The sequence below is a fragment of the Pseudomonas sp. Sample_23 genome, from assembly GCF_004307595.1.
GTDB classification, from domain to species: domain Bacteria; phylum Pseudomonadota; class Gammaproteobacteria; order Pseudomonadales; family Pseudomonadaceae; genus Aquipseudomonas; species Aquipseudomonas atacamensis.
The window spans coordinates 25,351-36,539 of the sequence record NZ_RCNX01000096.1 but is presented as its reverse complement, the minus strand read 5'-3'; the positions used below and the strand labels follow the sequence as shown (position 1 = coordinate 36,539).

Here is an 11,189-nt window from a genome sequence, read left to right as displayed (position 1 = left end):
TGTAGCCGAATTCTTCAATTTCCATGAAGCGCAACTCCTTGTCAGCCATCGGTCGGTTTATGTTTTATCGGTCCGTCATTTACAGCAAAGGTGCGAGGTAACCTGCCCAGCGCGAAACCGCTTCGGAACTGCGCAGCAGATCATTGCGCACCTCGATCAGCACCGCCTCAAGGCCCCTGGCATCACCGTGCACGGGCACGGTCATATCGCCCAGCGGGTCAATTTTGTACGGCTGGTTGCCCGCGACTTTCAGCGGGTGCGCTTGCAGCCCGTCGAGCAGGCGCTGAGCATAGTCCTGGGCCTGGCCGAACAACACGCCGACTTCCAGTGGTCGCGGCTGGCCGTAATACACCGGGGTGAAACTGTGAACACCGACCACCCGCACCGGCAGACCTTTGGCAATGCGCTCGTCGATCAACATCTGCAAGCGCGTGTGAAACGGTTTAAACAACGTCTGGCGCCGGTACTCGCGGGTCGCCTCATCCAGCTCGCGATTGCCGGGTATCGGGTAGATCTCGCTCTGCAGCGGGATGCTGTCCGGCGCATGGCGCGGGCGGTTGAGGTCGATCAGCAGCCGTGAGTAATTGGCGCTGAGCAACGTAGCGCCGAGTTGTTCCGACAACTGTTCGGCCAGTTGCAGCGCGCCGATGTCCCAGGCGATATGTTCGCGTGCGGCTGCCGCGTCCAGGCCCAGATTGTTCAGGGCGTCGGGGATGTAGCGACTGGCGTGTTCGCACACGAGGATCAACGGGTTCGTCGAGTCCTCGCGGCTCAGGTTGTAGACCGGGCGGGTGTACAACCCAAGCTCGGCGGATTCAGTACAGGCGTGCATAGTGCTCACACAGGTCAGCGGGCGAGAGCTGTTCCGTCAGCGCCAGTTCCTCGGTTTTCAGGGCGTAATAAGTGTCGAGCAACGGCTTGGGCAGCCATTCGTTGAAGGCTGCACTGTCACGCAGGCAATCCAGCGCCTGGGCCAGCGAGGCGGGCAGGGCGACGATGCCCCGGGCCTTGCGTTGCTCATCGTTGAGTGAATCGGGAATTTCATCGGTAACCGCGTTCAGCGCCAGACGCTGTTCGATGCCCAGCCGCCCGGCAATTAGCAGCGCAGCCATGGCCAGATGCGGCGAGGCGGTAGCGTCCATGGCGCGGAATTCCAGGTTGAACTGCTGCGCGGCGGACTTGCCGCCCAAGGTCACAGTCGGGCAGATGCGCAGCGCCGCTTCACGGTTCTGCTGCCCCAAGCAGGCGTACGACGCGCTCCAGTGGTGCGGCTGCAAACGCTGGTAGGACAGCGGCGTCGGCGCGGTGAATGCGCACAGCGCCGGTAGAAAATGCAGGACTCCGGCAGCCCAGTGCTGACCGATGCTCGACAGGCCGTTGCTGGTGCCAGCGTCGTAGAGCATCGGCTGGCCGGCCAGATCGAGCAGGCTGAGGTGCAGATGGACACCGTTGCACACCGCCTCGGCGGCAGTCTTCGGCGCAAAACTCAGATCCAGGCCCATTTGCCGGGCGATTTCCCGGGTGATTTCGCGCACGTTGATTGCGCGATCCGCTGCGGCTACGCCAAGAGTCGGTCGACAGGTGATTTCGTATTGGTGCTTGCCGTATTCCGGCAGAAACATTTCCGGCTCGACGCCGCCGGCGCGCAGGGCGCTGAGCAGCCAGCCGCCGAATTCGGCGCCCTGACGCTGCGCTTCGAGAGAGAACGCCGCGTGTTCGGCAATACCTGCGTGCAGGTTGAATTCATGTTCGAAGGCGGCGTTGACTTGCAACCCCAACTCATCGTGATAGCGCTCGATTTCATCGCGCAGCAATGTGCGCGGGCAGGCGCCCCATGCCTGGCCGTCGGTCTCACGAATGTCGGCGTGAATGAAATCCAGCACCGGCGCATTGGCATCCGGACCGCTGCCGACAGTGACGCGGCTGCTCAGATCGGGAATCAGCCGCAGGTCGCCATACGCGCCCCACGGATTGCTCGAAGCGATGATGTCTTGCGGCGTCAACGCACTGTTGGCCGGGACCCAGCCGCAACCCGCTGCCTGGTAATGCTCCAGCTCATCGCTGGGAAACGAGCGGCCACGGGTAATGCCGATCAGGTCGGTTGTCACCAGCGTGGTCATCGGTAAAGGCGTCAGGCGCGGGCTCATGGCTGCATCTCCTGCAAACGGCCGAGCACGGTTTCGGTGTCGGTGATCCAGCAGTAACCCTTGATCGCGTTGAGGCAGGCGTGATGGCGTTCAGCTGTGTAAGTGGCGCAGGCATCCTCCACCAGCGTGACCAGATAGCCACGATCGGCGGCATCGCGCACGGCCATGTCGACGCACTGGTCGGTAACGATGCCGGCGATGATCAGATGCCGGGTTTGCAGATTGCGCAGCACGTAATCGATGTTGGTTGAATTGAACACCCCGGAGGATGTCTTCGGCAGCACGATTTCGTTTTCGGTCGGGGTCAGCTCAGCGATGACCTGAGCCTGCACGCTGCCCTTGGGCAAGTGCATGTCAGACAGTTTGTGATCCAGCGAGCGGTCGCGACCGTCGGCGGTCAGGCTTTCGATAATCGTGTGCAGCACGTTCTGCTGCGCCTGACGAAAGGCGCCCAGCAGACGCTGTTGGTTGGGCACCACCTGGCTGCGCGTGCGCTGGAGAAAATACTCGGCATCCGGCTCGCTCAGGTGTGGGTCGAATTGCGGTTCGAGCCAGGCGCGCTGCATGTCCACCAGCAACAAAGCGGTGTGGTTGGTCGCAAACGGCAGGTCCCGAGGCGAGCGGTGGGGAAGGCTGAACATCCTTATTTGTCCTCCAGCAGGTGAGTCGCAAAGTCGTTGCGCAGGGCATCGATGCCTTCCAGGCGATCGGCCGGGTCCGGCACGCGCAAGGTCAGGCAGGCAATCAACGCCTCGACCTGCGCCAGCGCCGGCACCATGGTGTCGAACGGCGACGCCGATTCCACCGGCGCGCTGATGATCAGGTCGGCCAATTCGCGCAGCGGCGAGGCGTAGACATCGGTGAACAACACCACTCGCGCGTTGTTGTTCTTCGCCGCCTGCGCAACGCGCAAAGCTTGGGTCTGGTAGCGCCGGTAGTCGAACACCAGCACCACGTCCTGACGTTGCAGATCGTATAAGCGGTCGGGCAGCAGGGCGTTGTCTTCCAGGGCGAAGCAGCCGGGACGCAGCAGACGCAGGTGGTTGAGCAGGTAGTTGGCGAGCAGAATGCTGAAGCGGCCACCGAAACAGTAGACCTGATGGCGGCTGTCGAGCAGCCATTCCACGAGGATGCGCACATCTTCAGGCTGGGTCAGGGCTTGAGTGTCGATCAGCAAGCGCTGGCTGTCCGCCAGGTAATGCGCCCAGGCATCGTCCTTGTTCTGCTGCGAGCGCGGCTGCAACAGCGTGCGCGGTGAACGCAGGCGATGGTCCATGTCGCTGAGCAGGGCTTCCTGGAATTCGGCATAACCGCCGAAACCGAGCTTTTTCACCAGACGCACGATGGTCGGATCGCTGACGCCGGCATGTTCGGCCAGTCGCGCCATAGGCCCGAGACCGTTGCGTGGATACTGATCGAGCAGGGCGCGAACGACTTTGCGCTCCGATGGCGTCAGTTCCAGGCCGGGATCGGTGATCAGGTCTCTGAGAGGGGGCATCCGGGCTCCTGCTGGATGGGGTGTCGAATTCGTTTCACAATCCGTTAAACGAGTATTTATGTAATGGGTGTTACATGTCTAGCTAATTTTTGTACAGGTTTTTCGAGCACCAAAACTGTGCAAGGTGCCCGTGTAATAAGGGCTACGTCGAAGTAGCGCACTGTTGTAGTCCTTTGCCGATTGTTGTGTCAGACATTGCCTATCCCAAACTCAGCGACGGGCCGGTGACAACCCTGAACGCCGAGGTTTTGCGGCACAATGCGACGCATATCGGCCATGTGCCATTGTTTGTTTTATCTTTCGACCGAGAACCTGCTTGTGCCAAGTAGCCGTTTGACACTGATTTGCCATGCGCGAACCGTCGCACAGAAACTAGCGCGTTTTCCTACGGACGAGCCTGTTGAAAATCTGGCTGTTCCGTCCGACGCGTTCAGGGCGCGATTGGCGGTAACACGGCGGCTGGTGTGTGCCCCGGAGTTGAGAACTCAGCAAACGGCGGCATGGTTTGGCGTCGATGCGCAGATTGATCAAGCCCTGCGCGATTGCGATTGGGGACGCTGGCACGGCCAGTCGATCAAGGATCTGCAAGCCAACGAAAACCAGGCTTTGCAAGCCTGGCTGGCCGATCCTGAAGCGGCGCCCCATGGCGGCGAATCAGTCAGGCAACTGACGCAGCGGGTCTCAATGTGGCTGGACACCATCGCCGAAACCCCAGGGCATATAGCGGCGGTCACCCATCCGTTCGTCATGCGCGCGGCGCTGATGCAGGTGCTGCAAGGCGCGGCGTTCAATGCAATCGACATCGAGCCTCTGGGGATGATCGACTTGCGCTTCAATGGCATCTGGCGACTACGCTTGCCGGGCATGGCCCTTGACGAGGAATTCTGATGAAACAGCTGCTGGTCATCGGCATTGGCGCCGGCAATCCGGACTACATCACCATGCAGGCGGTGAAAGCGCTGAATCGGGTCGATGTGTTCTTTCTGCTGGATAAAGGCCAGAGCAAGCAGACGCTGATCGACCTGCGCCGAGAGATCTGCGAGCGCTACATCACCGACCACGCTTATCGCTTTGTCGAAGCCAGCAGCCCGCAGCGCGAGCGCGGCGATGTCGACTACACGGCCAGCGTCGATGCACTGAATCGCGCCAAGCAGCAGACCTTCGAACAGCTGATCAATGAAGAATTGTCCGACGGCCAGTGCGGCGGGTTTCTGATCTGGGGCGATCCGGCGTTATACGACAGCACATTGCGGATTCTTCAGGCGCTTCAGGCATCAGGCCGCTGTCAGTTTGAATACGAAGTGATACCGGGGATCACCAGCGTTCAGGCCCTGGCTGCGCAGCACAAAATACCTTTGAACACGATTGGTCGCTCAGTAGAAATCACCACAGGCCGGCGATTGGCGGCGGGGCAGGTGGGTGAAGCGGACAGTCTGGTGGTGATGCTTGATGCCGAGGATTCCTACCAGCGGGTGGCGGATCGGCAGACCGAGATTTTCTGGGGCGCTTACCTGGGCACGCCGGACGAGATTCTGCTCAGCGGTCGGCTGGCGGATGTCGCCGATGAGATCGAACGGGTGCGCAAAGCGGCGCGGGCGGAGCATGGGTGGATTATGGATACCTATCTGTTGCGCAAGCCTTGAGTGGTTGTCGCCTGAACAAGCGCTTTCGCGAGCAGGCTCGCTCCCACATTCTGGAATGCATTTCCCTGTGGGAGCGAGCCTGCTCGCGAAGGGGCCAGAACATTCACCACCGATCGTAGACAGGCAAAAAGAAACCCGGTGCAACGCAAATCGCACCGGGTTTTTTGTTGCCAGCCAACAGCGGATGTCGTGGATCCGCCGTCAACCTTGAACTCCGTATCAGGCGCGTTCCAGCGCCAATGCCACGCCCTGACCGCCGCCGATGCACAAGGTCGCCAGACCTTTTTTCGCATCGCGCTTGAGCATTTCGTGCAGCAATGTCACCAGCACGCGGCAACCTGATGCGCCGATCGGGTGGCCGAGGGCAATGGCGCCGCCGTTGACGTTGACCTTGTCCAGATCCCATTGCAGGTCCTTGGCCACGGCCAGCGATTGCGCAGCGAACGCTTCGTTGGCTTCAATCAGGTCGAGCTGGTCGATGTTCCAGCCGGCCTTGTCCAGGCAGCGGCGGGTCGCCGATACCGGGCCGATGCCCATGATCGCCGGGTCGACGCCAGCGTTGGCATACGCAGCAATTTTCGCCAGAACCGGCAGGCCCAGCGATATGGCTTTCTCGGCACTCATCAGAATCACAGCAGCGGCACCGTCGTTCAGCGACGAGGCGTTGCCAGCGGTGACGCTGCCGTCCTTTTTGAACGCCGGACGCAGTTTCGCCAGAGATTCTGCGCTGGTATCGCCGCGTGGCTGCTCGTCGACCTTGAACGCCACCGGATCGCCTTTGCGCTGCGGGATCAGGATCGGCGTGATTTCATCAACGAAGCGCCCGGCCTCGATCGCGGCGGCGGCTTTCTGCTGAGACGCGGCAGCAAAGGCGTCCTGCTGTTCGCGGCTGATCTGGTACTTGTCGACCAGATTCTCGGCAGTGATGCCCATGTGGTAATCGTTGAACGCATCCCACAGGCCATCGCTGATCATGGTGTCGACGATTTGCGCGTGGCCCATGCGCAGACCGGTGCGCGCACCCGGCATGATGTAGTTGGACAGGCTCATGTTTTCCTGACCGCCGGCGATGATCACCTCGGCGTCGCCGCAACGGATCGCTTGCGCGCCCAGGTGCAGAGCCTTGAGGCCCGAACCGCAAACCTTGTTCAGGGTCATGGCCGGTACGGCATGGGGCAGCCCCGCCTTGGTTGCGGCCTGACGTGCCGGGTTCTGCCCGGCGCCAGCGGTGAGCACCTGGCCCATGATCACTTCATCGACCTGCGCACCGTCGAGGCCGGTCTGCTCGAGCAACTGGCGGATCACCGCCGCGCCCAGGTCTACAGCGGATACATTGGCCAGGGAGCCCTGAAAACTGCCGATCGCGGTACGCGTGGCGGCAACAATGACGACGTCTTGCATGTGCGAATTCCTCACTGGGCAGCGAACTGCATTTCCGGTACATGATCCGGGACGATCAGTTTACCAGCGGTTTTGGCGACGATTTCCTCGACGCTGACGCCAGGTGCGCGTTCCTTGAGGACAAAAGCGCCATTTTCAATTTCCAGATAGGCGAGGTCGGTCAGCACGCGCTTGATGCAGCCGGCACCGGTCAGCGGCAGGCTGCATTTGGCCAGCAGCTTGGACTCACCGTCCTTCGAGGCGTGGGTCATGATGACAATGATGTTGTCGGCGCCGGCCACCAGATCCATCGCGCCGCCCATGCCCTTGACCAGTTTGCCGGGGATCATCCACGAAGCGATGTTGCCTTCAACATCCACTTCAAAGGCGCCAAGCACGGTCAGGTCGACGTGGCCGCCACGGATCATCGCGAAGGATTCGGCGGAATTGAAGATCGACGCGCCGATCCGCGCCGTCACCGTTTGTTTACCGGCGTTGATCATGTCGGCATCGATGGTTTCTTCGGTCGGGAACGGGCCCATGCCGAGCAGGCCGTTTTCCGATTGCAGCATGACTTCCATGCCTTCGGGGATGTAGTTGGCGACCAGGGTCGGAATGCCGATGCCGAGGTTCACGTAGTAGCCGTCCTGCATTTCGCGGGCGACGCGCTGAGCCATTTGTTCGCGGGTAAGTGCCATGTTGTTGTTCTCCGTAGGCCTGAATTATTTGCGGATGGTGCGCTGTTCGATGCGTTTTTCGAACGTGCCGCAAATGACTCGATCGACGTAGATGCCCGGGGTGTGGATCTGCGTCGGGTCGAGTTCGCCGGGCTCGACGATTTCCTCGACTTCGACCACGGTGATCTTGCCGGCGGTCGCGGCCAGCGGGTTGAAATTCTGCGCGGTGTGACGGTAAACGACGTTACCGAAATGGTCGGCCTTCCAGCCTTTGACGATGGCGAAGTCGCCAGTGATGGATTCTTCCATCAGGTACTTGCGACCCTTGAATTCCCGCACTTCCTTGCCTTCAGCAACCGGGGTGCCAACGCCAGTGGCGGTGAAGAACGCCGGAATGCCGGCGCCGCCCGCGCGCATTTTTTCGGCGAGGGTGCCTTGCGGGGTAAGGATGACTTCGATCTCGCCCTTGAGCAGTTGCTCTTCAAACAACTTGTTCTCGCCGACGTAGGAAGCGATGACTTTGCTGATCTGGCGGTCGGTGAGCAGCACGCCAAGGCCGAAACCATCAACGCCGCAGTTGTTGGATACCACGGTGAGGTCACGGGTGCCCTTGCGCTTGATCTCGGCGATCAGGTTTTCCGGAATGCCGCACAGACCAAAGCCGCCGGCGATAACGGTCATGCCGTCTTCCAGCCCGGCCATCGCTTCCTCGTAGGAATACACACGCTTGTCGAAACCTGCCATAGGCACCTCTTTTATTATTTGCGGGCGGCTGGCTAGCCGAATGACTGGAGTGTCTCTCTGCGGAATATATTTGTTAAGTTGATTTTTACGGTTGATTGATTGATAAAGCTCACTAATACGCGTTCGGCGATGATCGTTCCCACGCTCCGCGTGGGAATGCCTCCTGGGACGCTCCGCGTCCAGTGACGCGGAGCGTCACGGGCTGCATTCCCACGCAGGAGCGTGGGAACGATCAGGGCCATCGCATCACAGCTTGCAGCTTGACGCTTGCAGCTTGCAACTGGAGCAAAGCGACATGACCATCAAACAGATCCGTGCCTTTCTCGCCGTGGCCCATAGCCTGAGCTTCGCCGTGGCCTGCGAGCGTCTGCACCTGTCGCAGTCAGCGCTGAGCCTGACCATCAAAGCCCTGGAAGAGGGGCTGGGAGGGCGCTTGTTCAGCCGCAACACGCGTAATGTCGCGCTGACCCCGGAAGGCGAGTCCCTGCTGCCGCTGGCGCGCCGCTTGATCGCCGATTGGGACAACGCCGAAGACGAGATGCGCCAGCGTTTCAGCCTCCAGCGCGGACGCGTGACCCTGGCGGCGATGCCGTCATTTGCCGGCAATCTGCTGCCGCCGATTCTCAAGAGCTTCCGCGCGCGTTATCCGAACGTCAACGTCACGGTCAACGACGTGATCAACGAGCAAGTGCTGGAAATGGTCCGCGATCGTCAGGTCGAACTCGGTGTGGCGTTCGCGCCGATGCAGAGCACGTCGATGACATTCACGCCGCTGTATGTCGATCGCTTTGTCGCCGTTGTGCCGGCCGATTCAGCGCTGGCCGGTCGCGCCGACATCGATTGGCAGACTTTGCTGGAGCAACCGTTCATCACCCTGCAGCGGCCATCGACCGTGCGGGTCATGCTCGAAGAGCATTTGCAGGCGCGCGGAATGAAGTTGCCGGTGGAGTTCGAAAGTCATCAATTGGCGACGGTTGGCCGAATGGTTGCCAGCGGGCTTGGGGTCAGCGCGGTGCCGGCATTGTGCGCGGGGCAGATGCGCGAGCTGGGTGCGCATTGCCTGACCTTGAATGATTCTGTGGAGCGGGCGATTGGTCTGTTGACCGAGCCGGGCAATGAACTGTCTGCGGCGGCGCAGGCGTTGTTCGAGATTCTCAAGGCTGAAGATTTGCAGCGCCAGTTCGATTTCCCCCTCACCCCAGGAACGCGGAAACAGAGCGCCGAACGCTGATTCAGTGTGGGAGCGAGCCTGCTCGCGAAGAACGATAACGCGGTCTAAGCCTTGGCCACGCGCCACAGATACCAGGCTGCAACCGTCCGATAAGGCTTCCACGCCTGGCCAATCTCGATCATCTGTTTGCGCGTCGGCTGCACCTCCAGTCCCTTCAAGCGCCGATATCCCTCACGCACGCCAAAATCATCCGCCGGCAGGATGTCCATGCGTTCGAGGCTGTAGATCAACAGCATCTCCACGGTCCAGCGGCCGACACCGCGCAAACTGGTCAGGCGTTCGATCAGGGTTTCATCGTCCATCGCCCGTGAAGTCGGGTAATCGGGCACCACGCCGTCCAGCGTCGCCTGGGCAATCCCTTGAATCGTCGCGATCTTGCCCGCTGAAAAGCCACAAGCACGCAGTCGCTCGACCTCGGTAGCCAGAATCTGCTGCGGACGCGGAAACGACTGGCCGGGGAACAACCCCATCAAACGCCCAAGGATCGCATCGCCGGCCTTGGCGTGCAGTTGCTGATAGGCAATCGCCCGGACCAGCGATTCATAGGGATCGCGCGCTGGATGTGGTTGATGCAGGCACGGGCCGACGGCGCTGACATGGCGCTGCCAGTCAGTGTCTATCGCGGCCAGAAAAGCGCTGGCCATCTCATACATGTCAGCCATGTTGCGGTGATTCGGACATACCCATCGAAATCCCTGTTTGCGCGTTGGATTGCATGGCTCAAAAAGCCAATTGTTGAGTCATTTGCAGTGCGGCGTTTTCCAGCCTGAGCAGGAACGCCTTGCGCGGTTGTCCGCCACCATAACCGGTCAGCGAGCCGTCTGCGCCGATCACTCGGTGGCACGGGACCACGATCGACAGGCGATTGTGCCCGTTGGCCAGGCCGACGGCACGGCTGGCGCCAGGTTTGCCCAGGCCTGCCGCGATGGCGCCGTACGTGCTGGTGTGGCCATAGGGAATTTGCAGCAGCGCCGCCCACACTTCCCGGGCAAAAGCGCTGCCGGGCAGGTGCAGCGGCACGCTGAACCGAGTGAGTTTGCCGGCGAAATAACCCGCCAGTTGCACCTCGATCTGCTGCAAGTGGGCGTTGTGACCCGGCGCAACCGCGTAGCCATAACGGTTCTGCAGCGCTTCGACTTCACGGGTCAGCGCCGGGCGATCGAGAAACTCCAACAACACCAGCCCACGGCGCTCAGCCATGGCGATCATCGGCCCCAGCGGCGTGGTCAGGCGGGTGAACAGCAACGGCTCACTGTTCGCCGCACGGCCCGGGGTGATGTGGAAGGACTTCTGAAACGCATCGCGAAAACCGCTGAGCGACTCGTAGCCGGAGTCGAACGCCGCGTGATCGATTGAAGTGCCTTGCCTGATTCCGCCCAGAGCCATGCCGAGGCGCCGTGTGCGCAGCCAAGCGTGGAAAGTCATGCCGAAGTGCTGCTTGAACCAGCGTCGCAGTTTCAGCGGTTCGATGCCCTCGGCGAGCAATTGCGCGTCACTCCAGCGCCGTTCGGGATCGGCGTCCACCGCATTGAGCAGGCGCTGCACCCAGTCCGGGGCGATGGCCGCTGCGTCCAGCGGTTTGCAGCGCAGGCAGGCGCGGTAGCCGGCGCACAGGCATTCGTCGGCGTGGGCGAAGAATTCGACGTTTTCCGGTTTCGGCTTGCGCGCCGTGCAACTGGGACGGCAAAAGATCCCGGTGGTTTTCACGGCGGTGAAGAACACGCCTTCATAGGCAGTGTCGCGCTCGAGCATGGCGCGAACCATTTCGGCGTGGGGCGGCAGGACAGCGGCTGGTATGTTCATGGCCAGAGAGTAAATCCGCTTTGTCGATGGCTCCACCGAAAAATCGACAGTGAATTTTTTCCCTTG

Annotated in this window: 12 protein-coding genes; 3 read left to right on the top strand and 9 right to left on the bottom strand. The window is 61.2% G+C overall.

Annotation, left to right across the window (positions count from 1 at the left end):
- Positions 1 to 79 precede the first annotated feature (79 nt).
- From D8U82_RS25880 to D8U82_RS25865, 4 genes are read right to left on the bottom strand one after another with little or no spacing between them, the layout of a single operon-like run.
- The gene (locus D8U82_RS25880; RefSeq protein WP_130903239.1) at positions 80 to 832 is read right to left on the bottom strand and encodes an N-formylglutamate amidohydrolase; all 753 of its coding nucleotides are present in this window, start codon (positions 830 to 832) and stop codon (positions 80 to 82) included.
- Complete coding sequence (locus tag D8U82_RS25875) at positions 816 to 2,147, bottom strand: glutamine synthetase (RefSeq protein WP_130903238.1); 1,332 nt, start codon at positions 2,145 to 2,147, stop codon at positions 816 to 818. The genes D8U82_RS25880 and D8U82_RS25875 overlap by 17 nt, the downstream gene beginning before the upstream one ends.
- Positions 2,144 to 2,788, bottom strand: coding sequence for an isochorismatase family cysteine hydrolase (locus D8U82_RS25870; protein ID WP_130903237.1), 645 nt, complete (start codon positions 2,786 to 2,788; stop codon positions 2,144 to 2,146). Before D8U82_RS25870 ends, D8U82_RS25875 begins: the two co-directional genes overlap by 4 nt.
- A 2-nt stretch (positions 2,789 to 2,790) precedes the next feature.
- Entirely contained in the window at positions 2,791 to 3,645 is an 855-nt protein-coding gene (locus D8U82_RS25865) for a MurR/RpiR family transcriptional regulator (protein WP_130903236.1), read from the bottom strand.
- A 477-nt stretch (positions 3,646 to 4,122) separates the two neighbouring features.
- Between D8U82_RS25865 and D8U82_RS25860 the strand changes: the two genes are divergently transcribed.
- Both D8U82_RS25860 and cobF read left to right on the top strand, forming a co-directional pair.
- Entirely contained in the window at positions 4,123 to 4,533 is a 411-nt protein-coding gene (locus tag D8U82_RS25860) for a histidine phosphatase family protein (protein ID WP_306663001.1), read from the top strand.
- Positions 4,533 to 5,288 (top strand): precorrin-6A synthase (deacetylating), encoded by a 756-nt coding sequence (gene cobF, locus D8U82_RS25855; RefSeq protein WP_125926017.1) that lies wholly within the window; start codon positions 4,533 to 4,535, stop codon positions 5,286 to 5,288. Before D8U82_RS25860 ends, cobF begins: the two co-directional genes overlap by 1 nt.
- A gap of 219 nt (positions 5,289 to 5,507) precedes the next feature.
- On the opposite strand, the gene D8U82_RS25850 is transcribed toward cobF, so the two are convergent.
- The 3 genes from D8U82_RS25850 to D8U82_RS25840 are packed head-to-tail and all read right to left on the bottom strand — an operon-like array spanning position 5,508 to position 8,089.
- Positions 5,508 to 6,689, bottom strand: a complete 1,182-nt coding sequence (locus D8U82_RS25850; protein ID WP_130903235.1) for an acetyl-CoA C-acetyltransferase — start codon at positions 6,687 to 6,689, stop codon at positions 5,508 to 5,510.
- An 11-nt stretch (positions 6,690 to 6,700) separates the two neighbouring features.
- Positions 6,701 to 7,366 carry a CoA transferase subunit B gene (locus D8U82_RS25845; protein WP_016774134.1) on the bottom strand — a complete coding sequence of 222 codons (666 nt, stop codon included), beginning with the start codon at positions 7,364 to 7,366 and terminating at the stop codon, positions 6,701 to 6,703.
- A 24-nt stretch (positions 7,367 to 7,390) separates the two neighbouring features.
- Complete coding sequence (locus D8U82_RS25840) at positions 7,391 to 8,089, bottom strand: CoA transferase subunit A (protein ID WP_016774135.1); 699 nt, start codon at positions 8,087 to 8,089, stop codon at positions 7,391 to 7,393.
- 295 nt (positions 8,090 to 8,384) lie between these two features.
- Between D8U82_RS25840 and D8U82_RS25835 the strand changes: the two genes are divergently transcribed.
- Positions 8,385 to 9,320, top strand: a complete 936-nt coding sequence (locus D8U82_RS25835; protein WP_122880109.1) for a LysR family transcriptional regulator — start codon at positions 8,385 to 8,387, stop codon at positions 9,318 to 9,320.
- A 44-nt stretch (positions 9,321 to 9,364) separates the two neighbouring features.
- On the opposite strand, the gene D8U82_RS25830 is transcribed toward D8U82_RS25835, so the two are convergent.
- Both D8U82_RS25830 and D8U82_RS25825 read right to left on the bottom strand, forming a co-directional pair.
- Positions 9,365 to 9,982, bottom strand: coding sequence for a DNA-3-methyladenine glycosylase (locus D8U82_RS25830; protein ID WP_130903234.1), 618 nt, complete (start codon positions 9,980 to 9,982; stop codon positions 9,365 to 9,367).
- A gap of 58 nt (positions 9,983 to 10,040) precedes the next feature.
- Positions 10,041 to 11,123 carry a bifunctional transcriptional activator/DNA repair protein Ada gene (locus D8U82_RS25825; RefSeq protein WP_130903233.1) on the bottom strand — a complete coding sequence of 361 codons (1,083 nt, stop codon included), beginning with the start codon at positions 11,121 to 11,123 and terminating at the stop codon, positions 10,041 to 10,043.
- Between the last annotated feature and the right edge of the window lie 66 nt (positions 11,124 to 11,189).

Excerpts from the sequence above, each read along its gene's own strand:
- D8U82_RS25880 (WP_130903239.1), bottom strand. The coding sequence starts at position 832 with ATGCACGCCTGTACTGAATCCGCCGAGCTTGGGTTGTACACCCGCCCG.
- D8U82_RS25875 (WP_130903238.1), bottom strand. The coding sequence starts at position 2,147 with ATGAGCCCGCGCCTGACGCCTTTACCGATGACCACGCTGGTGACAACC.
- D8U82_RS25870 (WP_130903237.1), bottom strand. The coding sequence starts at position 2,788 with ATGTTCAGCCTTCCCCACCGCTCGCCTCGGGACCTGCCGTTTGCGACC.
- D8U82_RS25865 (WP_130903236.1), bottom strand. The coding sequence starts at position 3,645 with ATGCCCCCTCTCAGAGACCTGATCACCGATCCCGGCCTGGAACTGACG.
- cobF (WP_125926017.1), top strand. The coding sequence starts at position 4,533 with ATGAAACAGCTGCTGGTCATCGGCATTGGCGCCGGCAATCCGGACTAC.
- D8U82_RS25850 (WP_130903235.1), bottom strand. The coding sequence starts at position 6,689 with ATGCAAGACGTCGTCATTGTTGCCGCCACGCGTACCGCGATCGGCAGT.
- D8U82_RS25845 (WP_016774134.1), bottom strand. The coding sequence starts at position 7,366 with ATGGCACTTACCCGCGAACAAATGGCTCAGCGCGTCGCCCGCGAAATG.
- D8U82_RS25840 (WP_016774135.1), bottom strand. The coding sequence starts at position 8,089 with ATGGCAGGTTTCGACAAGCGTGTGTATTCCTACGAGGAAGCGATGGCC.
- D8U82_RS25835 (WP_122880109.1), top strand. The coding sequence starts at position 8,385 with ATGACCATCAAACAGATCCGTGCCTTTCTCGCCGTGGCCCATAGCCTG.
- D8U82_RS25830 (WP_130903234.1), bottom strand. The coding sequence starts at position 9,982 with ATGGCTGACATGTATGAGATGGCCAGCGCTTTTCTGGCCGCGATAGAC.
- D8U82_RS25825 (WP_130903233.1), bottom strand. The coding sequence starts at position 11,123 with ATGAACATACCAGCCGCTGTCCTGCCGCCCCACGCCGAAATGGTTCGC.